Origin of the sequence: Pseudomonas sp. F(2018) (assembly GCF_005508865.1) — a bacterium.
Taxonomy (GTDB): Bacteria; Pseudomonadota; Gammaproteobacteria; order Pseudomonadales; family Pseudomonadaceae; genus Aquipseudomonas.
Genome location: NZ_SCOM01000006.1, coordinates 54,983 through 80,246 on the forward strand (window position 1 = coordinate 54,983; position 25,264 = coordinate 80,246).

General features: G+C 64.4%; 28 protein-coding genes. 6 read left to right on the forward strand and 22 right to left on the reverse strand.

Annotated elements, in window-relative coordinates; translation table 11 throughout:
• The first annotated feature begins 49 nt into the window (after positions 1-49).
• Both FFS62_RS21540 and FFS62_RS21545 read left to right on the forward strand, forming a co-directional pair.
• Positions 50-643: a phosphoheptose isomerase gene (locus FFS62_RS21540; protein WP_137974915.1), complete on the forward strand. Its 594-nt coding sequence runs from the start codon at positions 50-52 to the stop codon at positions 641-643.
• A complete protein-coding gene (locus tag FFS62_RS21545) occupies positions 640-1,173 on the forward strand; it encodes a BON domain-containing protein (RefSeq protein ID WP_137974916.1) in 534 nt (177 codons plus the stop codon). Before FFS62_RS21540 ends, FFS62_RS21545 begins: the two co-directional genes overlap by 4 nt.
• Before the next feature lie 65 nt (positions 1,174-1,238).
• Here the strand turns inward: FFS62_RS21545 and FFS62_RS21550 are convergent, their stop codons facing one another.
• From FFS62_RS21550 to rplM, 7 genes are all read right to left on the reverse strand, one after another.
• Positions 1,239-1,652, reverse strand: coding sequence for a ClpXP protease specificity-enhancing factor (locus tag FFS62_RS21550; protein ID WP_137974917.1), 414 nt, complete (start codon positions 1,650-1,652; stop codon positions 1,239-1,241).
• Positions 1,653-1,667: 15 nt separating this feature from the next.
• A complete protein-coding gene (locus FFS62_RS21555) occupies positions 1,668-2,285 on the reverse strand; it encodes a glutathione S-transferase N-terminal domain-containing protein (protein WP_137974918.1) in 618 nt (205 codons plus the stop codon).
• An 87-nt stretch (positions 2,286-2,372) separates the two neighbouring features.
• Positions 2,373-3,155 carry a cytochrome c1 gene (locus tag FFS62_RS21560; RefSeq protein ID WP_137974919.1) on the reverse strand — a complete coding sequence of 261 codons (783 nt, stop codon included), beginning with the start codon at positions 3,153-3,155 and terminating at the stop codon, positions 2,373-2,375.
• A complete protein-coding gene (locus FFS62_RS21565; RefSeq protein ID WP_137975009.1) occupies positions 3,155-4,366 on the reverse strand; it encodes a cytochrome bc complex cytochrome b subunit in 1,212 nt (403 codons plus the stop codon). The genes FFS62_RS21560 and FFS62_RS21565 overlap by 1 nt, the downstream gene beginning before the upstream one ends.
• The gene (gene petA / locus FFS62_RS21570; RefSeq protein ID WP_137974920.1) at positions 4,366-4,959 is read right to left on the reverse strand and encodes a ubiquinol-cytochrome c reductase iron-sulfur subunit; all 594 of its coding nucleotides are present in this window, start codon (positions 4,957-4,959) and stop codon (positions 4,366-4,368) included. The genes FFS62_RS21565 and petA overlap by 1 nt, the downstream gene beginning before the upstream one ends.
• Before the next feature lie 251 nt (positions 4,960-5,210).
• The gene (gene rpsI, locus FFS62_RS21575; RefSeq protein ID WP_137974921.1) at positions 5,211-5,603 is read right to left on the reverse strand and encodes a 30S ribosomal protein S9; all 393 of its coding nucleotides are present in this window, start codon (positions 5,601-5,603) and stop codon (positions 5,211-5,213) included.
• 14 nt (positions 5,604-5,617) lie between these two features.
• A complete protein-coding gene (rplM, locus tag FFS62_RS21580) occupies positions 5,618-6,046 on the reverse strand; it encodes a 50S ribosomal protein L13 (protein ID WP_137974922.1) in 429 nt (142 codons plus the stop codon).
• A gap of 276 nt (positions 6,047-6,322) precedes the next feature.
• Here rplM and FFS62_RS21585 point away from each other — a divergent pair, with 276 nt between their 5' ends.
• The gene (locus FFS62_RS21585) at positions 6,323-7,360 is read left to right on the forward strand and encodes an NADP(H)-dependent aldo-keto reductase (RefSeq protein ID WP_137974923.1); all 1,038 of its coding nucleotides are present in this window, start codon (positions 6,323-6,325) and stop codon (positions 7,358-7,360) included.
• A gap of 3 nt (positions 7,361-7,363) precedes the next feature.
• Here FFS62_RS21585 and nfi read toward each other — a convergent pair whose 3' ends face one another.
• The gene (gene nfi / locus FFS62_RS21590) at positions 7,364-8,071 is read right to left on the reverse strand and encodes a deoxyribonuclease V (protein WP_137974924.1); all 708 of its coding nucleotides are present in this window, start codon (positions 8,069-8,071) and stop codon (positions 7,364-7,366) included.
• Positions 8,072-8,159: 88 nt separating this feature from the next.
• Positions 8,160-9,296, reverse strand: coding sequence for an acyl-CoA dehydrogenase family protein (locus FFS62_RS21595; protein ID WP_137974925.1), 1,137 nt, complete (start codon positions 9,294-9,296; stop codon positions 8,160-8,162).
• A 221-nt stretch (positions 9,297-9,517) separates the two neighbouring features.
• Here FFS62_RS21595 and FFS62_RS21600 point away from each other — a divergent pair, with 221 nt between their 5' ends.
• A complete protein-coding gene (locus FFS62_RS21600) occupies positions 9,518-10,420 on the forward strand; it encodes a GlxA family transcriptional regulator (RefSeq protein ID WP_171016389.1) in 903 nt (300 codons plus the stop codon).
• Positions 10,421-10,499: 79 nt separating this feature from the next.
• Here FFS62_RS21600 and zapE read toward each other — a convergent pair whose 3' ends face one another.
• From zapE to FFS62_RS21615, 3 genes are all read right to left on the reverse strand, one after another.
• Positions 10,500-11,594 carry a cell division protein ZapE gene (gene zapE, locus FFS62_RS21605; protein WP_137974927.1) on the reverse strand — a complete coding sequence of 365 codons (1,095 nt, stop codon included), beginning with the start codon at positions 11,592-11,594 and terminating at the stop codon, positions 10,500-10,502.
• Positions 11,595-11,668: 74 nt separating this feature from the next.
• The gene (locus FFS62_RS21610; RefSeq protein ID WP_137974928.1) at positions 11,669-13,015 is read right to left on the reverse strand and encodes a tryptophan--tRNA ligase; all 1,347 of its coding nucleotides are present in this window, start codon (positions 13,013-13,015) and stop codon (positions 11,669-11,671) included.
• Between the two features lie 11 nt (positions 13,016-13,026).
• Positions 13,027-13,659, reverse strand: coding sequence for an alpha/beta hydrolase (locus tag FFS62_RS21615; RefSeq protein ID WP_171016390.1), 633 nt, complete (start codon positions 13,657-13,659; stop codon positions 13,027-13,029).
• 132 nt (positions 13,660-13,791) lie between these two features.
• On the opposite strand from FFS62_RS21615, the gene FFS62_RS21620 reads away from it, so the two are divergent.
• Positions 13,792-14,226: a YhcB family protein gene (locus FFS62_RS21620; RefSeq protein ID WP_137974929.1), complete on the forward strand. Its 435-nt coding sequence runs from the start codon at positions 13,792-13,794 to the stop codon at positions 14,224-14,226.
• A 195-nt stretch (positions 14,227-14,421) separates the two neighbouring features.
• Here the strand turns inward: FFS62_RS21620 and cysN are convergent, their stop codons facing one another.
• The 3 genes from cysN to FFS62_RS21635 form a co-directional block, all read right to left on the reverse strand.
• Entirely contained in the window at positions 14,422-16,320 is a 1,899-nt protein-coding gene (cysN, locus tag FFS62_RS21625) for a sulfate adenylyltransferase subunit CysN (protein ID WP_137974930.1), read from the reverse strand.
• A 12-nt stretch (positions 16,321-16,332) separates the two neighbouring features.
• Entirely contained in the window at positions 16,333-17,250 is a 918-nt protein-coding gene (gene cysD, locus FFS62_RS21630) for a sulfate adenylyltransferase subunit CysD (protein ID WP_137974931.1), read from the reverse strand.
• Between the two features lie 123 nt (positions 17,251-17,373).
• The gene (locus FFS62_RS21635) at positions 17,374-18,132 is read right to left on the reverse strand and encodes a Nif3-like dinuclear metal center hexameric protein (protein ID WP_137974932.1); all 759 of its coding nucleotides are present in this window, start codon (positions 18,130-18,132) and stop codon (positions 17,374-17,376) included.
• A gap of 114 nt (positions 18,133-18,246) precedes the next feature.
• On the opposite strand from FFS62_RS21635, the gene algW reads away from it, so the two are divergent.
• A complete protein-coding gene (gene algW, locus FFS62_RS21640) occupies positions 18,247-19,407 on the forward strand; it encodes a Do family serine endopeptidase AlgW (RefSeq protein ID WP_137974933.1) in 1,161 nt (386 codons plus the stop codon).
• A 55-nt stretch (positions 19,408-19,462) separates the two neighbouring features.
• On the opposite strand, the gene hisC is transcribed toward algW, so the two are convergent.
• From hisC to FFS62_RS21675, 7 genes are all read right to left on the reverse strand, one after another.
• Positions 19,463-20,518: a histidinol-phosphate transaminase gene (gene hisC, locus FFS62_RS21645; RefSeq protein ID WP_137974934.1), complete on the reverse strand. Its 1,056-nt coding sequence runs from the start codon at positions 20,516-20,518 to the stop codon at positions 19,463-19,465.
• Positions 20,519-20,576: 58 nt separating this feature from the next.
• Positions 20,577-21,887, reverse strand: a complete 1,311-nt coding sequence (gene hisD, locus FFS62_RS21650) for a histidinol dehydrogenase (RefSeq protein ID WP_137974935.1) — start codon at positions 21,885-21,887, stop codon at positions 20,577-20,579.
• 125 nt (positions 21,888-22,012) lie between these two features.
• Positions 22,013-22,648, reverse strand: coding sequence for an ATP phosphoribosyltransferase (gene hisG, locus FFS62_RS21655; protein ID WP_043309132.1), 636 nt, complete (start codon positions 22,646-22,648; stop codon positions 22,013-22,015).
• Between the two features lie 12 nt (positions 22,649-22,660).
• On the reverse strand, positions 22,661-23,926 hold the full coding sequence (gene murA, locus FFS62_RS21660) for a UDP-N-acetylglucosamine 1-carboxyvinyltransferase (protein WP_137974936.1): 1,266 nt from the start codon (positions 23,924-23,926) through the stop codon (positions 22,661-22,663).
• Between the two features lie 28 nt (positions 23,927-23,954).
• Positions 23,955-24,194, reverse strand: coding sequence for a BolA family protein (locus FFS62_RS21665; protein ID WP_137974937.1), 240 nt, complete (start codon positions 24,192-24,194; stop codon positions 23,955-23,957).
• Between the two features lie 117 nt (positions 24,195-24,311).
• Complete coding sequence (locus tag FFS62_RS21670) at positions 24,312-24,620, reverse strand: lipid asymmetry maintenance protein MlaB (protein WP_137974938.1); 309 nt, start codon at positions 24,618-24,620, stop codon at positions 24,312-24,314.
• Complete coding sequence (locus tag FFS62_RS21675) at positions 24,617-25,264, reverse strand: phospholipid-binding protein MlaC (protein ID WP_137975011.1); 648 nt, start codon at positions 25,262-25,264, stop codon at positions 24,617-24,619. Before FFS62_RS21675 ends, FFS62_RS21670 begins: the two co-directional genes overlap by 4 nt.

Here is a 25,264-nt window from a genome sequence, read left to right on the forward strand (position 1 = left end):
CTTTCGTCATTTCCGGCTGTCTCAGCCAGCACACCTAAGGTTCCATTCCATGGATATGCAAAACCGCATTCGCCAGATGTTCCAGGCCAGCATCGATACCAAACAGCAGGCCATGGAAGTGCTGGTACCCTTCATCGAGCACGGCAGCCAGGTCATGGTTCATTCGCTGCTCAACGAGGGCAAGATCCTCACCTGCGGCAACGGCGGCTCGGCCGGCGATGCCCAGCACTTCTCCTCCGAGCTGCTCAACCGCTTCGAGCGCGAGCGCCCCAGCCTGCCGGCCATCGCCCTGACCACCGACAGCTCGACCATCACCTCGATTGCCAACGACTACAGCTACAACGAGGTGTTCTCCAAGCAGATCCGCGCCCTCGGCCAGCCCGGCGACGTGCTGCTGGCGATCTCCACCAGCGGCAACTCGGCCAACGTGATCCAGGCCATCCAGGCCGCCCATGACCGCGAAATGGTAGTGGTCGCCCTGACCGGCCGCGACGGTGGCGGCATGGCCTCGCTGCTACTGCCGGAGGACGTCGAAATCCGCGTGCCCTCCAAGGTCACCGCGCGCATCCAGGAAGTGCACCTGCTCGCCATCCATTGCCTGTGCGACCTGATTGATCGTCAACTGTTCGGGAGTGAAGAATGACCCGCAATGCCCTGATCCTCGCCACCCTCGCCCTGGGCCTGGCCCTCGGCGGCTGCAGCAACCGCAGCATCGGCAACAAGATCGACGACCAGTTCCTCGAGCCGAACGTGGCCAGTGCCGTGTCGCGCTCGCACCCGGACCTGACCGGCCCGACTTCGCACATCGTGGTCACCAGCTACAACGGCGTGATCCTGCTGGCCGGCCAGACTCCGCGTGACGACCTGAAGCAGAAGGCCGGGCAGATCGCCAACGGCGTGCAGGGCGTGAAGAAGCTGCATAACGAAATCCAGGTACTGCAGCCCACCAGCGCCCTGGCTCGCAGTAACGATGCGCTGATCACCAGCAAGATCAAGACGATGATGCTGGCTGACAGCAAGGTGCCGAGCGCCAAGGTCAAGGTGGTGACCGAGAACGGCATCGTCTACCTGCTCGGCCTGGTGACCCGCGCCGAAGGCGCCGCCGCCACCAACGTGGTGTCGGGCGTGTCCGGCGTGCAGAAGATCGTCACCCTGTACCAGTACACCAACTGAGCCGACGCGGGGGCACCCCTGCGGCGGACATGAAAAAGGCGATCCTCGGATCGCCTTTTTTATTGCTACTTGACCACCTTCAGGCTGGGCCGCCCGCTGGGTCGTGGCGGCTCGCCGCCGGACGGTCCGTCATCATCGGGCTCCGGTCCTTCCTCGTCATCGTCGACCGGCGGCTCCAGCTCGAAGACCATGCCCTGGCCGTTCTCCCGCGCATAGATCGCCAGCATGGCGCCGGACGGCACGAACAGCGAATGCGCCACGCCACCGAAACGCCCCTCGAAGCTGACCGCCTCGTTATCCATGTGCAGGTTGCGCACAGCGCTGGGCGACACGTTGAGGACGATCTGCCCGTCGTTGGCGTAGCCGGCCGGCACGCGCACGCCGGGGAACTCGGCATTCACCAGCAGGTGCGGCGTGCAGTCGTTGTCGACGATCCACTCGTACAGGGCACGTACCAGGTAGGGGCGACTGGAGTTCATCTCGGCCTCCTCGGCTCAGCGCATGTCGCGCTCGACGGTGGATAGACTGGCCTGGAAGGCCTCGCTGGCGAACACCCGCTCCATGTAGTCCAGCAGCGGCTTGGCCGGGCGCGGCAGCTCGATACCCAGCCTCGGCAGACGCCAGAGGATCGGCAGCAGGCAGCAGTCCACCAGGCTCAGCTCGTCACTGAGGAAGAACGGCTTGTCGGCGAACAGCGGCGAGACGCCGGTCAGGCTCTCGCGCAGCTCCTTGCGCGCCACGGCACGATCCGCCTCCTTGGTGCGCGAGTCGAGAATCTGGTCGACCAGCTTGCACCAGTCGCGCTGGATACGATGCATCAGCAGGCGGCTCTTGGCCCGGTCCACCGGATACACCGGCAGCAGCGGCGGATGCGGGTAGCGCTCGTCGAGATACTCCATCACCACGGTGGATTCGTACAGGGCCAGGTCACGATCGACCAGGGTCGGTACACCGCCATAGGGATTGGCCTCGGCCAGCTTGGGCGGACAGCGCCCGGCCTGGACATCGATGATCTCGGCGCTGACGCCCTTCTCGGCCAGCACCAGCCGCACGCGATGGGAATAGTGGTCGGCAGGGTCGGAATAACAGGCCAGCTTATTGGTCGCGGCCATGGCGCCCCTCACTTTTCGAAATGGCAGAAACAGAAAAACGCACGCGCCCTTGAGGGGCGCGTGCGTTTACAACGGTGACGCAGTGTATCAGTGCACGTCCTTCCAGTATTCGCGCTTCAGCAGATAGGCAAACACGAAGAAGAAGGCCAGGTACAGCAGGACATAGGTACCGATGCGCTGGCTTTCCAGCTTGACCGGGTTGGCCGAGTAGGCGAGGAAGGTCACCAGGTTGTGCACCTTCTCGTCGAACTCAGCCTCGGTCAGCGTGCCGGTCTTCGGCACGATGGTCAGCTGGTCGCAGGCCTCGTGGGTGATCGGCGCGCCGGTCAGCGGGTCGTACTGCTTCTTGCCTTCCTCGACCACCTGAACCTGCTTGCAGCCGACGACCTGGCGACCCTGCAGGCCGACCAGCACGTTGGGCATGCCGACGTTCGGGAACACCTTGTTGTTGGCACCCAGCGGACGAGTCGGATCCTCGTAGAAGGTGCGCAGGTAGGTGTACAGCCAGTCGGCGCCGCGTACGCGGGCTACCAGGGTCAGGTCGGGCGGCGCAGCGCCGAACCAGGCCTTGGCATCTTCCGGCTTCATGCCGATCTTCATGTGATCGCCGATCTTGGCACCGGTGAACACCAGGTTCTCCAGCATCAGTTCGTGCGGGATGCCGATGTCATCGGCAACGCGCTCGTAGCGCTGGAACTTGGCGCTGTGGCAGCCCATGCAGTAGTTGGCGAAGGTACGCGCGCCATCTTGCAGAGCAGCCTTGTCGGTCAGGTCGAGGTCGACCTTATCCAGCTCGACGCCATGGCCGCCAGCGGCAAAGGAGAAGGCCGGCAGTGCAGCGATAACAAATGCAGCAAATAGCTTTTTCATCAGCCAGTCACCCTTTCCGGAACCGGTTTAGTCTTCTCCATCCGGGTGTAGAACGGCATCAGGATGAAGTAGGCGAAATACAGCGCGGTGCAGATCTGCGACAGCAGGGTACGGCCCGGAGTCGGTGCCAGTACGCCCAGCACGCCGAGGATCACGAAGGACACGCAGAACACCAGCAGCCAGACCTTGCTCAGCCAGCCCTTGTAGCGCATCGACTTGACCGGGCTACGGTCGAGCCACGGCAGGACGAACAGCACGGCAATGGCGGCGCCCATGGCGATCACGCCCAGCAGCTTGTCCGGCACGGCGCGCAGGATGGCGTAGAAGGGGGTGAAGTACCACACCGGAGCGATGTGCTCGGGGGTCTTGAACGGGTTGGCCTGTTCGAAGTTCGGCTTCTCGAGGAAGTAACCACCCATCTCCGGGAAGAAGAACACGATGGCGCAGAAGACGAACAGGAAGACCACCACGCCGACGATGTCTTTCACGGTGTAGTAGGGATGGAACGCGATGCCGTCGATCGGCACGCCGTTCTCGTCCTTGTTCTTCTTGATGTCGACGCCGTCCGGGTTGTTCGAGCCGACTTCGTGCAGCGCCAGGATGTGCAGCACGACCAGGCCGAGCAGGACGATCGGCAGAGCGATCACGTGCAGGGCGAAGAAGCGGTTCAGCGTGATGCCGGAGATCAGGTAGTCACCACGGATCCACTGGGTCAGGTCATCGCCGATCACCGGGATGGCACCGAACAGCGAGATGATCACCTGGGCGCCCCAGTAGGACATCTGGCCCCACGGCAGCAGATAGCCCATGAAGGCCTCGGCCATCAGGCACAGGTAGATCAGCATGCCGAAGATCCACACCAGCTCGCGCGGCTTCTGGTAGGAGCCGTAGAGCAGACCGCGGAACATGTGCAGGTAGACCACCACGAAGAACGCGGAGGCACCGGTGGAGTGCAGGTAGCGGATGATCCAGCCGAACTCCACGTCGCGCATGATGTACTCGACGGAAGCGAAGGCTTCCTCGGCGGACGGGGTGAAGCTCATGGTCAGCCAGATGCCGGTGAGGATCTGGTTGACCAGCACCAGCAGTGCCAGCGAGCCAAAGAAATAGAAGAAGTTGAAGTTCTTCGGAGCGTAATACTTGCTCAGATGGTCTTCCCACATCTTGGTCGCGGGGAAGCGCGCATCGACCCAGGCCATGAATTTTTCCATCATGCTTTCTCCTGGTCCACGCCGATGACGATGACTTCATCGGACTCGTAGGAATGCGGCGGAACCGGTAGGTTCAGCGGCGCGGGCTGGGCCTTGTAGACGCGACCGGCGAGGTCGTAGCGCGAACCGTGGCAGGGGCAGAAGTAACCGCCGACCCACTCCGGGCCGAGGTCGGCCGGGGCCACTTCCGGGCGGAAGGACGGCGAGCAGCCCAGGTGGGTGCACAGACCGACCAGCACCAGGATTTCCGGCTTGATCGCGCGAGTCTTCTTGTCGACGTATTCCGGCTGCACGGAGGCGGCGGATTCCGGGTCGGCAACGTTGCCGTCGATCTTGGTCAGGTTGGCCAGGATCTCCTCGGTACGACGCACGATGAATACCGGCTGACCGCGCCATTCGGCGATCATCTGCTGGCCGGGTTCGACCTTGGCGATATTCACTTTCACCGGTGCACCGGCCGCTTTGGCCTTGGCACTGGGGAACCATGACCCCACAAACGGAGTCGCAGCACCCACCGCTCCGGCAGCACCTACCACCGAAGTGGCCGCCACCAGGAAGCGACGCCGGCCTGCATTCACGCCGTCATTGCTCATTCAGTCGTCTCCCATCAGCTTTGTGGCCTGTGGTCAGGCCTCTACTAAGTAATAAATCGGGCCGCACAAAATTTGCCGAATGGTAAAGAAAAGCCCCTTTTCTGACAAGGTAATTACCGGATACAAATTGGTCGCAGGCCTTGCAGACCGGGCTTTCCACCAATGCGACAGGTTGTCGCAGAGTAAAAACCGGCAGCAATAAAAAACGCCCAGCTCCGAAGAGGCTGGGCGTCTTTGAACGTAGCAGCGAATTAACGCTTCGAGTACTGCGGACGCTTACGCGCTTTACGCAGACCGACTTTCTTACGCTCTACTTCACGGGCATCGCGAGTCACGAAGCCAGCTTTGCGCAGGGCAGGACGCAGGCCTTCGTCGTAGTCCATCAGGGCACGGGTGATGCCGTGACGGATCGCACCCGCTTGACCGCTGACACCACCACCGAGAACGGTGACGTAGATGTCGAACTTCTCGGTGGTCTCGGTCAGCTCAAGCGGCTGACGCACGACCATGCGAGCGGTCTCGCGGCCGAAGAAATTATCCAGGCTGCGGTTGTTGATGGAGATCTTGCCAGTGCCCGGACGCAGGAATACGCGTGCGGTAGCGGTCTTGCGACGGCCAGTGCCGTAATTTTGAGTCGCCGACATAATGAACTATTCCGTTAAATCTTCAGTTCTTGGGGCTGCTGAGCGGTGTGCGGGTGAACGGCACCCTTGTACACCTTCAGCTTGCGATACATGTCGCGACCCAGCGGATTCTTCGGCAGCATGCCCTTGACCGCGGTCTCGATCACGCGCTCGGGGGCCTTGGCGATCAGCTTCTCGAAGCTGATTTCCTTGATGCCACCCGGAAAACCGGAGTGCGAGTAGTACATCTTGTCGGAGGTCTTGGCGCCAGTTACACGCACCTGCTCGGCATTGATCACGACGATGTAGTCGCCGGTATCAACGTGCGGGGTGTATTCCGGCTTGTGCTTGCCGCGCAGACGGCTCGCGATTTCGGTGGCCAGACGACCCAGGGTCTGACCTGCAGCGTCGACGACGTACCAGTCGCGCTTAACAGTTTCCGGTTTTGCAGTAAAAGTCTTCATTCGCTATAGCCTCAGGGGCCGCCCTGAAAATAAGACGGCGGATCTTACTGAATAGTGCTTGCTTTGACAAGGTCAAAGACAGCCGGAAACAGACGCTGTCGGGGGCTCGGGTCAGCGCGTCCGCTACGGCGGGGTTTCGGTGGGCTAGGCATCCCCACCTTCCTTCTCGTACGGGCTAGGCATCCCCGCCGAGAAAGCCGCGGAATTATGCCGATTGCTGCGAAAATAGCAACCTGCTTTATGCTTGGCGCTCCCGCTTGAATCAAGGAAATGCACATGGAATACCGTCAACTGGGCCGCAGCGACCTGAGCGTCAGCGCCCTGTGCCTGGGCAGCATGACCTGGGGTGAGCAGAACAGCGAGGCCGAAGGCTTCGCCCAGATCGACCGCGCCCGTGCCGCGGGGATAAACTTCCTCGACACCGCCGAGATGTACCCGGTGCCGCCGCGCGGCGATACCTACGGCGCCACGGAGCGCATCATCGGCAACTACTTCAAGGCCCGCGGCAACCGCGCCGAGTGGATCCTGGCCAGCAAGGTGGCCGCCCCCGGCAATGGCATCGATTACATCCGCGGCGGCCAGCTCAAGCACAACCGCGCGCATATCAGCGCCGCCGTCGACGAGAGCCTGAAGCGCCTGCAGACCGACTGGATCGATCTGTACCAGCTGCACTGGCCGGAGCGCAGCACCAACTTCTTCGGCCAGCTCGGCTACCGCCATCAGGAGCAGGACTTCACCCCGCTGCAAGAGATCCTCGAAGCCCTCGGCGAGCAGATCGCGGCCGGCAAGATCCGCCATATCGGCCTGTCCAACGAAACGCCCTGGGGCACCATGAAGTTCCTGCAGCTGGCAGACAGCCTGGGCCTGGCCCGCGCGGTGTCGATCCAGAACCCCTACAACCTGCTCAACCGCAGCTTCGAGGTGGGCCTGGCAGAAGTGGCGATCCGCGAGCAATGTGGTCTGCTGGCTTACTCGCCGCTGGCGTTCGGCATGCTGTCCGGCAAGTACGCCAACGGCGCCCGGCCAGCCAATGCGCGGATCACCCTGTTCAGCCGCTTCTCGCGCTACACCAACCCACAGTCACTGGCCGCCTGCGACCGGTACGTGCAGCTGGCCCGAGAGCACGGCCTGGACCCGGCGCAGATGGCGCTGGCCTTCGTCACCCGCCAGCCCTTCGTCACCAGTAACATCATCGGCGCCACCAGCCTGGAACAGCTGGAGAGCAACCTGGGCAGCACCGATCTCCGGCTCTCGGCAGAAGTTCTGGAGGGCATCGAGGCCATCCATCGCGAACAGCCCAACCCGGCGCCCTGAGGCTCAGCCGAACAGATCCGGCGTGCCCGCCTGGGGCGCCGGCATCTCGCCGCGGCGCGAAGCCAGCCGATCCGCCAGACGGGTCGGCTCGGGCAGGCGATAGCCACGGCAGCAGGCCAGCACCAGCTCCACCGCAGTGCCCATGCTCACACGGTGCCCGGGCGAGACGATCAGCGGCTTGACCTTGTCCTTGCTGCGCAGCATCCAGCCGACCTGCTCACCCGCATGCCTGAGCGGCACGCGGGAGCCCTTCTCCTGCGGCAACTCCGCATGGGTACCAACCAGGATGCTCTTGGCCACGCCAATGGTCGGCAACCCGGTCACCACACCCAAGTGCGAGGCGATGCCGAGCCGGCGCGGATGGGCGATGCCCAGGCCATCGCAATAGATCAAATCCGGTATCTGCGGCAGATCGCGCAACGCCTGGAGCAAGGCCGGCAGCTCGCGGAAGGACAGCAGGCCCGGCACATAGGGCATGCTGGTGGGAATGCGCGCCACGCTATGAGCCATCAACTGCAAGGTATCGGCATTGAGCAGCACGGCGGCCGCCAGAGTGATGCTGCCCTGCTCCTCGAAGCCGACATCCACACCGGCGATCACCCGCGGCGGCACGAAGTCGTCCTCCAGCACCACTCGCTCGGCCAACGTGCCCTGTAGCACGCGCGCCTGTTGCGCGGTCCCGTCCCAATCGGCGAAGGGTGATGTATGCATCGGCAACTCCAATCCCGCAATGGATCGGTAGACCGACATGGGCAGAGGCTGGTTCGCCCGCGACGACCGCAGGCGAACCAGGAGAGGCTTACAGCGAGCGGGAGATGATCTCTTTCATGATCTCGTTGGTGCCGGCATAGATGCGCTGCACCCGCGAGTCGGCCCAGGCGCGGGCGATCGGGTATTCCCACATGTAGCCGTAGCCGCCGTGCAGCTGCACGCACTCGTCGATCACCTTGCACTGCAGGTCGGTACCCCAGTACTTGAGCATCGCCGCGGTCGGCACATCCAGCTTGCCCTGCAGGTGCAGCTCCAGGCAGCGGTCGACGAACACCCGACCGATCTGCGCCTCGGTGGTCATCTCGGCCAGCTTGAAGCGGGTGTTCTGGAAGTCCGACACGGACTTGCCGAAGGCCTTGCGCTCACGGGTGTAGTCCAGAGTCCACTTGATCGCCGCCTCGGCCGAGGCGATGGCGCCCACGCCCACGGTCAGGCGCTCCTGGGGCAGCTCCTGCATCAGGTAGACGAAGCCCATGCCTTCCTTGCCGAGCAGGTTGTCCTTGGGAATGCGCACGTCCTGGAAGAACAGCTCGGAGGTGTCCTGGGCCTTCATGCCGACCTTCTCCAGGCGCTTGCCCTTGGAGAAGCCCGGGGTGTTGGCATCCACCAGGAACAGGCTGATGCCCTTGGCGCCGCCCTTGGGATCGGTCTTGGCCACGACTATCACCATGTCGGCCAGCCAGCCATTGGTGATGAAGGTCTTGGAGCCGTTGATCACATAGTGATCGCCATCCAGGACGGCGGTGGTTTTCACGCCCTGCAGGTCGGAGCCGGTGCCCGGCTCGGTCATGGCGATGGCGGTGACCACTTCGCCGGTCACCATCTTCGGCAGGTAGTGCTGCTTCTGCGCTTCGCTGCCGTAGTGAAGAATGTAGGGCGCGACGATGTCCGAGTGCAGCGAGAAGCCGACGCCGGACAGGCCGAGGCGCGACTGCTCCTCGATCACCACGGCGCTGTAGAGGAAGTCGGCGCTCATGCCGCCGTATTCCTCGGGAATGTGCGAGCAGAGCATGCCGGCATCCCCGGCCTTGTTCCACAGGGCGCGGTCGATGTGACCGTCCTTTTCCCACTGGGCGTGGAAAGGCGCCGCCTCCTGCTCGAAGAACTTGCGCACGGACTCGCGGAACAGCTCGTGCTCGGAGCTGAACAGGGTTCTTGGAATCATTGTTACACCTGCTTCTGAGTGATCGTTGGGTGCCCACACTCTAGGCCAGCACCGTTATCGGGGGCACTGGACACATGCGACAAAAAATAAGACGATCCAGCCACCTGATGACCGTTTAATCACCAACAAGAACAACAAACATGTCGCCCACACGCATCGCCATACTCGCCACCGACGGCGTCTTCGCGGCCACCCTGATGCAGGCCCGGGACTTCTTCCACATGGCCGGACTGCGCCACGGCAAGCAGCAGGGCCTGGGCCCCACCTCGGCGTTCCAGATCCGCGTGGTCAGCCCGGACGGCCAGGCCGTGACCAGCTTCAGCGAGGCGGTGATCCCGGTGGATGGCAGCCTGGGCGAGGCCGAGGTGGTGATCCTGCCGGCGTTCTGGGGCGACTTCGACGCCCTCTGCCAGCGCTGCCCCGAGGTCCTCCCCTGGCTGCGCGAACGGCACGCCGCCGGCAGCGCCATCTGCGGCGAGGCCACCGGCGTGTTCTGGATGGCCCAGGCCGGCCTACTCGACGGCAAGGAGGCGACCACCTACTGGCGTTTCTTCCGCGAGTTCGCCGAGCGCTTCCCCAAGGTATTGCTGAACCAGGACAAGCACCTGTCGGACGCCGACAACCTGTACTGCGCCGGCGGCGTCACCTCGGCCTGCGACCTCTACATCTACCTGATCGAGCGCTACTGCGGCGCCGGCATCGCCCAGGGCGTATCGCGCGACATCCTCTACGAGACCCAGCGCAGCTACAGCCCGGGGCGCATCGGCTTCGGCGGACAGAAGCTGCACCAGGACGTGGCCATCCTGCAGGTACAGCAGTGGCTGGAAGAGCACTTCGCCGAGAAATTCCGCATCGAGGACGTGGCGCGCCAGCACGGCATGAGCATTCGCAACTTCATGCGGCGCTTCCAGGCGGCGACCGGCGACAAACCCCTGCACTACCTGCAGCGCCTGCGCATCGAAACGGCCAAGGGCCTGCTCAGCGCCACTCGCAAGAGCATCAAGACCATCAGCTACGAAGTGGGCTACGACGACGCCAGCTTCTTCGCCCGCCTGTTCCGCCAGCATGCCGAGCTGTCACCCAATCAGTACCGCCGGCAGTTCCAGCACAAGGACAGCGCCTGAGCGCAGGCCGCCTTACGCAGGCCGCAGAAACGCAGAAGGGCCACCCATGGGCAGCCCTTCTCGCTGAAGCGTGTCGCCGTTACGGCTTGTGCGGCCGCGACAGGAACTCGTGGGACTGCATCTCCAGCAGGCGGCTGAGGGTGCGCTGGAACTCGAAGCTCAGGCGGCCGCCGGTATACAGGTCCTTCAACTCCACCTCGGCGGAGATGATCAGCTTGACGTTGCGGTCGTAGAACTCGTCCACCAGGTTGATGAAGCGCCGCGCCATGTCGTCCTTGGCCACGCCCATCTGCTCGACGTTGGCCAGGATCACCGCGTGGAAGATCTTGCCCAGCTCGATGTAGTCGTTCTGGCTGCGCGGGCCGTCGCACAGCTCGCGGAACTCGAACCAGGCCACGTCGTCGCCTTCCTTGCGCGCCATGATCGGACGATTCTCGATCATCAGCGCCTTGTTCTCTTCCACCTTGCAGTGCTCGGGCAGCAGGCTATTGAAGCTCTTCTCCAGGCTGATCTCGGCCTCGGCATCCAGCGGCCAGTGGAACAGCTCGGCCTGCTCAAGGGCACGCAGGCGATAGTCCACGCCGCTGTCGACGTTGACCACCTCGGTGTACTGCTTGACCAGGGCTATGGCCGGCAGGAAGCGCGCGCGCTGCAGGCCGTCCTTGTACAGGCCGTCCGGCACGATGTTGGAGGTGGCCACCAGGCTCACGCCGTTCTTGAACAGCTCCTCCAGCAGGGTGGCGAGGATCATGGCGTCGGTGATATCGCTGACGAAGAACTCGTCGAAGCAGATCACCCGCGCCTCGTCGGCGAAGCGCTTGCCGATGATGGTCAGCGGGTTCTTCTCACCCTTGAGGGTGCGCATTTCCTCGTGCACACGCTTCATGAAGCGGTGGAAGTGGGTGCGCATCTTCTGCTCGAACGGCAGCGCATCGAAGAAGGTATCGACCAGGTAGGTCTTGCCGCGGCCGACGCCACCCCAGAAGTAGATGCCCTTGACCGGCTCCTGGCGTTTCTTGCCGAACAGCTTGCCGAACAGCCCGGAGGAAGCCTGGGAGTCGGCCACCAGATCGTCGTACAGACGCTGCAGGTGGCGCACGGCGTTTTCCTGCGCGGCGTCGTGGAAGAAGTCCGGCCGCTTCAGATCGGCCTGATAACGCTCAAGAGGAGTCATGCTGGGAACTTCGGTAACAAAAACGGGGCGGTCACTTTAGCGACGGCCCCGTTGCTTGGCAATCACGCCGTGTCTCACTCCTGCGGGGCGAGAGCCTCGCGCAGGCGGGCGATGGCGACATCCACGGCGGCGGCGTCAGCAAAGGCCGGACTATTGCCGACCGACTCGCCATCCAGCCACACGGAGAAGGCCTGGCCCTCGGCGCGCACATCCAGCGCCTCGCCGGACTGCAGGCGCCTGCTGGCCTGGCCGGCAGCCTTGCCGTCGGCGAAGGACTTTGACAGCAGCAGCTGCTCGCCGGCGGCGTCCAGCAGGCGGAAGCGGAAGCTACCGTCCTCGTCACGGAAACTGACGAAGCGCGCGCTCTTGGCCGCTTTCTTCTTCTCGCCACCGAGGGTCTGCACCTGCTCGCGGAACGAGCGCAGGCCCACCGCCTCGCGCAGCTCGCCGAGGAACGGGGTGGCGATCTTGCGCGCCTTGGCGGCACCCGCCAGGAGAATGTCTTCCAGGTCGGCCGGCTTGGTGATCAGCGCGTTGTAGCGCTCGCGGGCCTCGCCCAGCTCGGCGTCGAGCAGCTGGAACAGGCGGTTCTTCGCCTCGCCCCAGGCCAGGCCGCCTTCCAGCTCGGCGCGGAACTCGGCCTGCTGGGCGGGGGTGGCAAAGGCCTGGTACAGGGTGAACAGGTGCGAGCCGTCGGCATCCTTGGGTTCGCCCGGCAGCCTGGAGTCGGTGACGATGCGCGCGATCGCCTCCTTCAGCTGCTTGGCAGTGCCAAACAGCGGGATGGTGTTGTCGTAGCTCTTGCTCATCTTGCGACCGTCGAGGCCGGGCAGGGTCGCCACTTCCTCCTCGATCACCGCCTCGGGCAGGGTGAACAGCTCCTTGCCCTGACCGAACAGGTGGTTGAAGCGCTGGCCGATATCACGGGCCATCTCCACGTGCTGGATCTGGTCGCGGCCGACCGGCACCTTGTGCGCGTTGAACATCAGGATGTCCGCCGCCATCAGCACCGGGTAGCTGAACAGCCCCATGGTGATACCGGCATCCGGGTCTTCACCCTGCTCGACGTTCTTGTCCACCGAGGCCTTGTAGGCGTGGGCGCGGTTGAGCAGGCCCTTGCCCGCGACGCAGGTGAGCAGCCAGCACAGCTCGGGAATCTCGGGAATGTCGGACTGGCGATAGAAGGTCGCCTTGTTCACGTCCAGCCCAAGAGCCAGCCAGGTGGCGGCGATCTCCAGGCGCGAACGCTGGATACGCGCCGGCTCGTCGCACTTGATCAGCGCGTGGTAGTCGGCGAGGAAGTAGAAGGAGTCGGCGTCGGCGGCGCGGCTGGCGACGATGGCCGGGCGGATGGCGCCGGCGTAGTTGCCCAGGTGCGGGGTGCCGGTGGTGGTGATGCCGGTGAGGATACGGGTGGTCATAGTGGTTTCGCTTATTGGATACGCGGCTGAACCAGGTCTTTCAGCTCAGGCAACTTGCCGTGAAAAAAGTGGCCGCATTCTGCCACCTTCAGCAGCTCATGGGCACGGGGAAGCGCTGCCGACCAGGCGTAGACCGCCGCGGGCTCCACCACCTCGTCCTGCTCCGGCTGTATTACCACCAGCTCGCCGCCTTGCGGCAGGTGCTCGGGCGCCTGCAGGCGATGCACGGCGGGCGCGACCATGAACAGTTTCTCGGTCGCCACACCCTGGTCTTCCAGACGCCCGGCCACAGCGCCGGCGACGAAGCCACCGAAGGAGAAGCCGAGCAGGGTCAACGGCAGTTCGGGGTATTGGCCACGCAACCAGTGGGCGACTGCCTCGGCGTCATCCACCTCGCCGCTGCCCATGTCGTGGTTGCCGGCACTGGCACCGACGCCGCGGTAGTTGAAGCGCAAGGTGTGATAGCCCATGTCGCGCACCGCGCGCTGCAGGGTGGAGACCACCTTGTTGAGCATGGTGCCGCCCTGCACCGGGTTGGGGTGGCAGATCAGGGCAACGCCGCGGGCGTCCGGCACTTCACAGAACAGGGCTTCGAGCTGGCCGCAGGGACCGTCGAGCAGCAGAGGGGTTTCGCGGATCAACAGCAGGAACTCCGTGACCCCGGACAGGGTCGACACGTCTTGGTTAGGCACATCGCACAACAGGGCTTTGCCGCGGTATACAGCGCCGGCGAGAGCCGCTACCGTAAAACAAAGCCGCTTTCAGAGGAAGGACTCGTGGAACAATCGCTCACCCCCTGGCTGCTGCCCGCCATCGCCCTGCTGGTTGGCGTCGCCATCGGCTTCCTGGCGGCACGCCTGCTGCCCAACGCCGCACCCAGCCGCACCCAGCGCCAGCTGGACGAAATGCAGCAGCGCTTCGACAGCTACCAGAGCGAAGTGGTGACCCATTTCAACACCACCGCCAGCCTGGTGAAGAAGCTCACCCAGAGCTACCAGGACGTGCAGGAGCACCTGTCCCACGGCGCCAACCGCCTGGCCGCCGACGAGCTGACCCGTCAGCGCCTGCTGGCCGCCCTCAACACCGACGACGGCAAGGCCCCGCGCGAGCGCCTGACCCCGCCGAAGAGCAACGAGGCACCCAAGGACTACGCGCCGAAGGAGCCGGACAGCCCCGGCACTCTGGACGAGACTTTCGGCCTCAAGCGCTGAAGCCGGCCCAACCCAAAGGCCCCGCCAATGCGGGGCTTTTTTATGCGTCCGCGGGGCAGGTTAAGCCCGCCAATTATCCGTAGGGTGCACCATGCGCACCCGCCGTGGCCTGTCTTGGTGCGCACAGCGCACCCTACGGAGCCGTTAAAACAAAAAGCCCCGCACTAGGCAGGGCTTTTCTTACCGACGTCGCGATCAGATCGCGCCGCGAGCACGCAACAGGTCGAGCACCTGCTTGACGCCCTCTTCCACCGATACCGACTGGGTGTCGATCACCAGATCGGCATTCAGCGGCACGTCGTAGGCGAAGGACTCGCCCGGAATGTTATCGCCGCCGGCGGCGTACAGGCCCTGCGGATCACGCTCGGCACAGGCCTGCGGCGAAGCCTGGACGTAGACGGTGATCAGACGGTCATTGCCGATCAGCGCCTTGGCCTGCTCGCGGCCCTCGGCATCCGGGGCGACGAACGCGGCCAGGGTCAACAGGCCGGCTTCGTTGAACTGGCGCGCCACGTGAGCAGCACGGCGCCAGTTCTCGGTACGCCCGGCGCGGTCCTGCGGCAAACCCTTGTTCAGGTCATGACGCAGGTTCTGGCCATCCAGCACATACACGGCACGACCCATGTCGAACAGCTTGCGCTCGACGGCATAGGCCAGGGTGCTCTTGCCGGCGCCGGACAGGCCGCTGAACAGCACGGTGGCCGGCTGCTGGCCGAAGCGCACGGCGCGCTCTTCGGTCGACACGTGGGCCAGTTCACCGTGGTGAGTGCCGCCACCCGCGCCGACAGCATCGGCGATGATCATGCCGGCACCGACGGTGCCGTTGGTCAGGCGGTCGATGACGATGAAGGCGCCAGTGGTGCGGTTGTGCGCGTAGCCGTCGAGGGCGATCGGCGCATCCAGGGCGACCTTGACCTTGCCGATCTCGTTGAGCTGCAGGCTGCTCGCCGCGCCCTCTTCCAGGGTGTTCACATCGACGCGGTGGGCGATGCTGGCGATCGAGCCCGGCACGTAGCTGGTGGCACGCTTGATGTCGTATTTCTTGCCCGGCAGCATCGGCTCTTCGGCCATCCACACCAGCATGGCGTCGAAGCTGTCGACCACCTGCGGGCGGTTATCGGCATGCACCAGCATGTCGCCGCGGGACACGTCGATCTCGTCTTCCAGGGTCAGGGTGATCGCCTGGCCCGGACCGGCCTGCTCCAGCTCGCCTTCGAAGGTGACGATGGACTTGACCTTGCTGCCCTTGCCCGACGGCAGGGCGATGACTTCGTCGCCCTTGCGCACGATGCCGCTGGCCAGGGTGCCGGCGAAACCGCGGAAGTTCAGGTTCGGGCGATTGACGTACTGCACCGGGAAACGCAGGTCGTCGAAGTTGCGATCGCCGGCAACTTCCACGGTCTCGAGGATTTCCATCAGCGACTGGCCGGTGTACCAGGGCGACTGCTCGCTCTTGTTCACCACGTTGTCGCCCTTCAGCGCCGACATCGGCACGAAGTGCAGCGAAGTTGGCTTGAGCGAGATGCCCTCGGCGAACTTCAGGTAGTCGGCCTTGATTTGCTCGAACACGCCCTGATCGAAGCCCTTGAGGTCCATCTTGTTGATGGCCACGACGATGTGCTTGATGCCCAGCAGCGAGGCGATAAAGCTGTGGCGCTTGGTCTGGGTCTGCACACCGTAGCGCGCGTCGATCAGGATGATCGCCAGGTCGCAGGTGGAGGCCCCGGTGGCCATGTTGCGCGTGTACTGCTCATGGCCGGGGGTGTCGGCGATGATGAACTTGCGCTTGGCGGTGCTGAAATAGCGGTACGCCACGTCGATGGTGATGCCCTGCTCGCGCTCGGCCTGCAGGCCGTCAACCAGCAGCGCCAGGTCGACATCATCGCCGGTGGTGCCGACCTTCTTGGAATCCTTGGTGATGGCTTCTAGATGGTCTTCGTAGATCATCTTGGTGTCGTGCAGCAGGCGCCCGATCAGGGTGCTCTTGCCATCGTCGACGTTGCCGCAGGTGAGGAAGCGCAGCAGTTCTTTGCGTTCGTGCTGGGCCAGGTACGCAACGATGTCCTGGCTGATCAGATCGGATTGGTGGCTCATGGTACGGAATCCTTAGAAGTAGCCCTGACGTTTCTTTTCTTCCATCGAGCCAGCCTGATCGTGGTCGATCACACGGCCCTGACGCTCGGAAGTACGGGTCAGAAGCATTTCCTGGATGATGTCGGTCAGCGTGGTCGCCGTAGACTCCACCGCACCGGTCAGCGGGTAGCAGCCGAGGGTGCGGAAACGCACCATCTTCTTCTGGATACGGGCTTTCTCTTCGTCCGAAAGGTGTTCGAGGATGCGCTCGTCGTCGATCATGATCAGCGTGCCATTCTTCTCGATCACTTCGCGCTCGGCAGCGAAGTACAGCGGCACGATCGGGATCTGCTCCAGATAGATGTATTGCCAGATGTCCAGCTCGGTCCAGTTGGACAGCGGGAAGACGCGGATCGACTCGCCCTTCTTGACCTTGCCGTTGTAAACGTTCCACAGCTCGGGACGCTGGTTCTTCGGGTCCCAGCGATGCTTGCTGTCGCGGAAGGAATACACGCGCTCCTTGGCACGGGACTTTTCTTCGTCACGGCGCGCGCCACCGAAAGCGGCGTCGAAACCGTACTTGTCCAGCGCCTGCTTGAGCCCCTCGGTCTTCATCACGTCGGTGTGCTTGGCACTGCCGTAGGTGAAGGGGTTCATGTCCTGCGCCACACCATCCGGATTGATGTGGGTGATCAGGTCCAGCCCGTACTCTTTGACCATCTTCTCGCGGAAGCGATACATCTCCTGGAACTTCCAGCGAGTGTCCACGTGCATGACCGGGAACGGCAGCTTACCGGGGAAGAACGCCTTGCGCGCCAGATGCAGCATCACGGCGGAATCTTTACCGATGGAATACAGCATCACCGGGTTGTCGAATTCGGCGGCCACTTCACGAATGATGTGGATACTTTCCGCCTCGAGCTGTTTCAGGTGCGTCAGTTTGTCGAGCATGGCTTATCACGGAATCAGGGATGGACGGCCGGCGGGCCGTGGACGAGCGCGCACTCTAGCACAGCGCCCTATTCTATTCAGGCAGCCTGTTAGATCGAAACGATCTAGGTATATGCCCGGTTTTCAGACCGGATTGGGGCAATCGATGAACAGGTGTTCGACGGCAAAACGCCGCGCCAGATAGTCGCCCAAGGCCTGCACGCCATAGCGTTCGGTGGCGTGATGGCCGGCGGCGATGAAGCCGATGCCATTCTCGCGAGCGCTGTGGAACGTCTGTTCCGAAGCCTCGCCGGTCAGGTACAGGTCGACGCCGGCGGCGATGGCGTTGTCGATGTAGCCCTGGCCGCCACCGGTGCACCAGCCGACCTTGCGTACCATGCCCGCGCCCTCTACCAGCAGCGGCTCGCGCCCCAGCACTTCCTGCACGCGGCGGGCGAAGTCACGGGCGCTCAGCGGCTCGGCCAGGGAGCCGAGCAGGCCGACAATCTTCGGATTATCCGGATCGAGCGGACCTTCGATGGTGATATCGAGCTGGCGCGCCAGCTGCACGTTGTTGCCCACCTCGGCATGCACATCCAGCGGCAGGTGGTAGGCCAGCAGGCTGATGTCATGGCCCAGCAGGGTCTGCAGGCGGCGGCGCTTCATGCCGGTGATGCAGGCGTCCTCGCCCTTCCAGAAGTAGCCATGATGGACCAGCACCACGTCGGCCTCGGCCTCCACGGCAGCATCCAGCAGCACCTGGCTGGCGGTCACGCCGCTGACGATGCGCCGTACCTGTGGCCGGCCCTCGACCTGCAGGCCGTTGGGGCAGTAGTCGCTGATGCGCGCGGCGCCGAGAAAGCGGTCGGCTTCCTCGACCAGGGTGGTCAGGGCGATGGCCATGGAATTTCCTCATCAAACTGTCGCGGACGCTGCCCTTCCCGGCTGCGGCGCCTCTATAATGCCGCCACCTTAAGGGCCGCTCCAGGCTCTCGCAACCCTCAGGATTTCACTCAGATGCTCAAGGCCCTGCGCTTCCTTGGCTGGCCCCTGCTGGTCGGTCTGTTGCTGGCTCTGCTGCTGATCCAGCGCTACCCGCAATGGGTCGGCCTGCCCAGCAACGAGGTGCATCTGCAGCAGGCGCCGCGCTACGGAATCGCCCAGGAAGGCCCGGTGTCCTATGCCGACGCGGTGAGCCGTGCAGCGCCGGCGGTAGCCAACCTGTACACCACCAAGATGGTCAACAAGTCGTCCACTCATCCACTGCTGGACGATCCGGTGTTCCGCCGTTTCTTCGGCGACAACCTGCCCAAGCAGCGGCGCATGGAGTCGAGCCTGGGATCGGCGGTGATCATGAGCGCCGAAGGCTATCTGCTGACCAACAACCATGTGGTCAGTGGCGCCGACCAGATAGTGGTAGCTCTCAAGGACGGTCGCGAAACCCTGGCCCGACTGATCGGCAGTGACCCGGAAACCGACCTGGCGGTACTCAAGATCGATCTGCAGAACCTGCCACCCATGACCCTCGGCCGCTCCGACCAGATCCAGATCGGCGACGTCACCCTGGCCATCGGCAACCCCTTCGGCGTCGGCCAGACCGTGACCATGGGCATCATCAGCGCCACCGGACGCAACCAGCTGGGCCTCAACACCTACGAAGACTTCATCCAGACCGATGCGGCGATCAACCCGGGCAACTCCGGCGGCGCCCTGGTCGATGCACACGGCAACCTGATCGGCATCAACACGGCGATCTTCTCCAAGTCCGGCGGTTCCCAGGGCATCGGCTTCGCCATCCCGGTCAAGCTGGCCCGCGAGGTAATGAAGGCCATCATCGAGCAGGGCCAGGTGATCCGCGGCTGGCTGGGCATCGAGGTGCAACCGCTGACCCCGGAGCTGGCCGAGTCCTTCGGCCTGCAGGGCCGCGCCGGAATCCTGGTCGCCGGGATCTACCGCGGTGGCCCGGCACAGAAGGCCGGTCTGCAACCGGGCGACCTGATCCTGAAGATCGGCGACGAGGCCGCGGTGGACGGCCGCCGCTCGATGAACCAGGTGGCGCGCACGCAACCCGGCGAGAAGGTGGCGATCACTGTGCTGCGTGGCGGCGAAGCACTGGAGCTGACCGCCGAGATCGGCGTGCGGCCGCCGGCCGAGGTGCAGCAGCCGCAACAACCATAGAAAGCCCCATGAAAAAAGGCGCCCCGCGGGGCGCCTTTTTCGTTGCGGTCTCTGGTTAGAGGACGTGTTCCAAGGCATCCAGCAACGCCAGGTTCTGCTCCGGGTTGCCGATGGTGATGCGCAGGAACTGGGCGATGCGCTGCTGCTTGAAGTGGCGCACGATCACGCCGTGCTCGCGCAGCGCCGCGGCCAGCTCGCCGGCGTCCTTCTGCGGATGGCGAGCGAAGACGAAGTTGGCCGCCGATGGCAGCACCTCGAAGCCCAGGCCGGAGAGCGCGGCCACCACCTGCTCGCGACTGTCGATCACCCGCTGGCAAGTCTCGCGGAAGTAGTCCTCGTCCTCGAAGGCCGCCGCCGCACCGACGATCGCCATGCGATCCAGCGGGTAGGAGTTGAAGCTGTTCTTGATCCGCTCCAGCGCCTCGATCAGGTCCGGGTGGCCGACCGCGATGCCGACCCGCAGGCCGGCCAGCGAGCGCGACTTGGATAGGGTCTGGGTCACCAGCAGGTTCGGGTAGCGGTCGACCAGCTTGATCGCCGTCTCGCCACCGAAGTCGATATAGGCCTCGTCCACCACCACCACGCTGTCCGGGCTACCCTGCAGCAGGCGCTCGACGGCCTCCAGCGGCAGCAGGCAACCGGTCGGTGCATTGGGGTTGGGGAAGATGATCCCGCCATTGGGTCGCGCATAGTCCTCGGTGCGGATCTGGAACTGCTCGTCCAGGGCCAGCGCCTCATAGGGAATGCCGTACAGGCCGCAATAGACCGGGTAGAAACTGTAGGTCACGTCGGGGAACAGCAGCGGCTTGCCGTGCTGGAACAGGCCGTGGAAGGCATGCGCCAGCACCTCGTCGGAGCCATTGCCGACGAACACCTGGGCGGTGCTCACACCGTAGTAGTCGGCCACAGCCTGCTTGAGGCGGTCGCTGTTCGGGTCCGGGTACAGGCGCAGGTTGTCGCCCAGCTCGGCCTGCATGGCCGCGACCGCCCTGGGCGACGGGCCGTAGGGGTTCTCGTTGGTGTTGAGCTTGACCAGCTTGGCCAATTTCGGCTGCTCACCCGGCACGTAGGGCACCAGGTCCTTGACGAAGGGGCTCCAGAATTTGCTCATCTGCCCTTCTCTCCTCGATTCGATGTTCAGTGAGGCGCGCACGGCGCGCCTGCGCGATTCAGTTCTTGATGCGGTACTCGGCGCTGCGCGCGTGGGCAGTCAGCGACTCTCCACGGGCCAGCACGGAGGCGACCTTGCCCAGCTCGGAGGCACCTTCGGCCGAGCAATGGATGATCGACGAGCGCTTCTGGAAGTCGTACACGCCCAGCGGCGAGGAGAAGCGCGCGGTCCCGGAAGTCGGCAGCACGTGGTTGGGCCCGGCGCAGTAGTCGCCCAGGGCCTCCGCGGTATAACGGCCCATGAAGATGGCGCCGGCATGGCGAATCTGCGGCAGGTACTGCTCGGGGTTCTCCACCGACAGTTCCAGGTGCTCCGGCGCGATGCGGTTGGCCACTTCGATGGCCTGAGCCATGTCGGCGACCTGGATCAGCGCGCCGCGACCCTCCATGGAGGTGCGGGCGATGGTCTCGCGCTCCAGGGTCGGCAGCAGCCTGGCGATGCTCGCGGCCACGCGATCGAGGAAGGCGGCGTCCGGGCTGACCAGGATGGCCTGGGCGTCCTCGTCGTGTTCGGCCTGGGAGAACAGGTCCATGGCGATCCAGTCCGGGTCGGTCTGGCCGTCGCAGACCACCAGAATCTCCGACGGGCCGGCGATCATGTCGATGCCGACCTTGCCGAACACGTGACGCTTGGCAGTGGCCACATAGATGTTGCCCGGCCCGACGATCTTGTCCACCGGCGGCACGCTCTCGGTGCCGTAGGCCAGCGCAGCCACGGCCTGGGCGCCACCGATGGTGAACACCCGGTCGACGCCAGCAATGCAGGCGGCGGCCAGGACGATCTCGTTGATCTCGCCACGCGGGGTCGGCACCACCATGACCACTTCCGGCACGCCGGCGACCTTGGCCGGGATGGCGTTCATCAGCACCGAGGATGGGTAGGACGCCTTGCCGCCCGGCACGTACAGGCCGGCGCGGTCCAGCGGGGTGACCTTCTGCCCCAGCACCGTGCCGTCGGCCTCGGTGTAGGTCCAGGAGTCCTGTTTCTGCCGCTCGTGGTACAGGCGCACGCGCTCGGCGGCCTTCTCCAGGGCAGCACGCTGCTCGGCGCTGATGCGGGTCAGGGCCAGCTCCAGGCGCTCGCGCGGCAGGATCAGGTCGGCCATGGCGGCGACCTGCAAGCCGTCGAACTTCTCGGTGAACTCGACCAGGGCGGCATCGCCGCGCTCGCGCACGGCCTTGATGATGTCGAGCACACGCTGGTTGACCGCGTCATCCGACACGCTTTCCCAGCTCAGCAGATGATCCAGGTGTCGCGCGAAGTCCTGGTCAGCGGCATTGAGTCGGCGGATGGCGGTAGGAGCGGTCATAGCGGGCCTCTTGATTGGCTATTGCTCAGGCGCCCGTAGAGTACCAGCCGCTCCGTGCGGGCACCTGAGAATTCTGGCTATGACACGGATAGGCGGACGCGACCGATGGTCGCGTCGGAGTGGTATCAGCTTTGGTGTCGCGCCTCGACGGCGCCACGCAGGGTCTCGATCAGCGCCTGGATGCGGCCATGCTGCATCTTCATCGAGGCCTTGTTGACGATCAGTCGCGAGCTGATGTGGGCAATCAGCTCCTGGGGCTCCAGACCGTTGGCACGCAGGGTGTTTCCGGTGTCGACCACGTCGATGATCTTGTCGGCCAGGCCGACTAGCGGGGCCAGCTCCATGGAGCCGTACAGCTTGATCACGTCGACCTGACGGCCCTGCTCGGCGTAGTAACGCTTGGCCACGTTGACGAACTTGGTGGCCACGCGCAGGCGACCTTTCGGCTCCGGCGCGCCGACCTTGCCGGCGGTCATCAGCTTGCAGTTGGCGATCTGCAGGTCAAGCGGCTCGTACAGGCCCTGGCCGCCGTACTCCATCAGCACGTCCTTGCCGGCCACGCCGAGGTCGGCGGCGCCATGCTCGACATAGGTCGGCACGTCGGTGGCGCGCACGATCAGCAGCTGCACGTCATCCTGAGTGGTCGGGATGATCAGCTTGCGGCTCTTTTCCGGATTCTCGGTCGGCTCGATGCCTGCCGCGGCGAGCAGCGGCAGGGTGTCGTCGAGGATGCGGCCCTTGGACAGCGCGATGGTCAGCATGAAATGCCCTTACTAGCCCGGCACGCGGCGGATCTTGGCGCCGAGCAACTGCAGTTTTTCCTCGATGCACTCGTAACCACGGTCGATGTGGTAGATGCGGTCGATCAGGGTTTCGCCCTCGGCGACCAGCGCAGCGATCACCAGGCTGGCAGAGGCGCGCAGGTCGGTAGCCATGACCGGAGCGCCCTTGAGCGCCGGCACGCCGGTGACGATGGCGGTGTTGCCTTCGACCAGGATCTGCGCGCCCATGCGGTTCATCTCGTAGACGTGCATGAAGCGGTTCTCGAACACGGTCTCGATGACGGTACCGGTGCCCTCGGCGATGGCGTTGAGGGAGATGAACTGGGCCTGCATGTCGGTCGGGAAGGCCGGGTACGGCGCGGTGCGCACGTTGACGGCCTTCGGACGCTTGCCCTTCATGTCAAGCTCGATCCAGTCCTTGCCGGTGGTGATCTCGGCGCCAGCTTCCTGCAGCTTGGCCAGTACGGCCTCAAGGATGGTCGGATCGGTGTCCTTGAGCTTGACGCGGCCACCGGTAGCCGCTGCAGCCACCAGGTAGGTGCCGGTTTCGATACGGTCGGGCATCACGCTGTAGCGACCGCCACCGAGGCGCTCGACGCCGTCGATGACGATGGTGTCGGTGCCGGCACCGCTGACCTTGCCGCCCATGGCGTTGATGAAGTTGGCCAGGTCGACCACTTCCGGCTCACGCGCGGCGTTTTCCAGCACGGTACGGCCCTTGGCCAGGGCCGCGGCCATCATGATGTTCTCGGTACCGGTCACGCTGACGATATCGAAGAAGAAGTGCGCGCCACGCAGGCCGCCTTCCGGCGCCTTGGCCTTGATGTAGCCGCCTTCGACGTCGATCTTCGCGCCCATGGCTTCCAGACCGCGGATGTGCAGGTCGACCGGACGCGAACCGATGGCGCAACCGCCGGGCAGCGCGACTTCGGCTTCACCGAAACGGGCAACCATCGGGCCGAGCACCAGGATCGAGGCGCGCATGGTCTTCACCAGCTCGTACGGCGCGACCAGGGTCTTGATGCTGCTGGCGTCGACTTCGACGCTGAGCTTCTCGTCGATGATCGGCTGCACGCCCATGCGGCCGAACAGCTCGATCATGGTGGTGATGTCGTGCAGGTGCGGCAGGTTGCACACGGTGACCGGGGTGTCGGCCAGCAGGGTGGCAGCCAGGATCGGCAGGGCGGAGTTCTTCGCACCGGAGATACGGATTTCGCCATCGAGGCGGATACCGCCGGTAATAATCAGTTTGTCCATTCGGATCTCGATCTCGTTGCCCGCAGGCTCAGGAACGCTCGGCCCAGGCGGCCTGGCTGAAGAATTTCATGGTCACGGCATGGATGGCGCCACTGGCGATCCACTCGTTGAGATGGGCGTAGATCTGCTGCTGGCGCTTGACCGGGCTGAGCGCGGCCAGCTCATCGCTGATCAGGTTCAGCTGGAAGTTGCAGCCTTCGCCCTCCACCTCGACGCGGGTGTTGGGCAGCTTGGCCTCCAGGAGGTTCTTAACTTCTACGGCCTGCATGCTCAACCTCGATCGGCGCAAAAGGATTCTGGCGGGCCCAAGGCTCGCGGGGTCGGCAATGATACAAAAAAGCCCCCCGCCTGCGAAGCCCGGCAGACGGAGGGCTCTGGTGGGCTATCAGGCCGACAGGCCGAGCAGCTGCTGCAGACCAGAGACCCGAGCGATGCCCTGCATGTCCTGCGGCAGGCCACGCACGCTCAGATTCTTGCCGGCCGCCTTGGCGTCGCGCATGAAGGCCAGCAGCAGGGACAGGCCGACGCTGCTGGATTTCGCCACCGCCGCGCAGTCCAGCACCAGCTCGCGGGCCGGACTGGCGGCGATCAGCTGACGCCCGCTCTCGCGCAGGGCCGGGCCGCTGCGATAGTCGAGCACGCCGGAGAGCAGCAGCTCGCCGCCGGCACCCTGACGGATGGCGGCTTCGCTCATTGCTGGCCGCTCGCCTGCTGGCCTTCGGCGCTGTCCTTGGCCTTGGCCACCACTTCGGCCCAGCCGTCGATGGTCTTGTCCAGGTCGTTGCCATTGCGTTGCATGCTGTCGGCGAACTGGTCGCGGAACAGCTTGCCGACGTTGATGCCGTTGATGATCACGTTGCGCAGCTTCCACTGCCCGTCGATCAGCACCATGGTGTAGGAAACCGGATAGACGGTGCCCTTCTTGTCGGTGACTTCCATGCCGACGCTGGCGCGGTCGGCGCCTTCGGCCTTGGCCGGCAGCACGCGGATGCCTTGGTTGTCGTATTCCAGCAGGGCGTTGCCGTAGAACTGCATCAGGCTGCGCTTGAAGTTATCCTCGAAACGCTGCAACTGCGCATCGCTGGCGCCGCGCGAGTACTTCACGGTCATGATGCTGCGCGAGATGCCTTCGCTATCCACCACCGGGCCGAGAATGCGATCCAGGGTGTCGTAGAAGGACTGCGGATTCTGTTTGTAGGCGGCCTTGTTGGCCTCGAGGTCACCGAGCAGCTCGTCGGTGGTGCCCTTCACCACATCATGGGCGCTGGGCGCGGCCATGGCCGCCAGCGGCAGACTCGCCAGCAGGACCAGCAGGCCGCGGCGCAGGATCTTCAACAT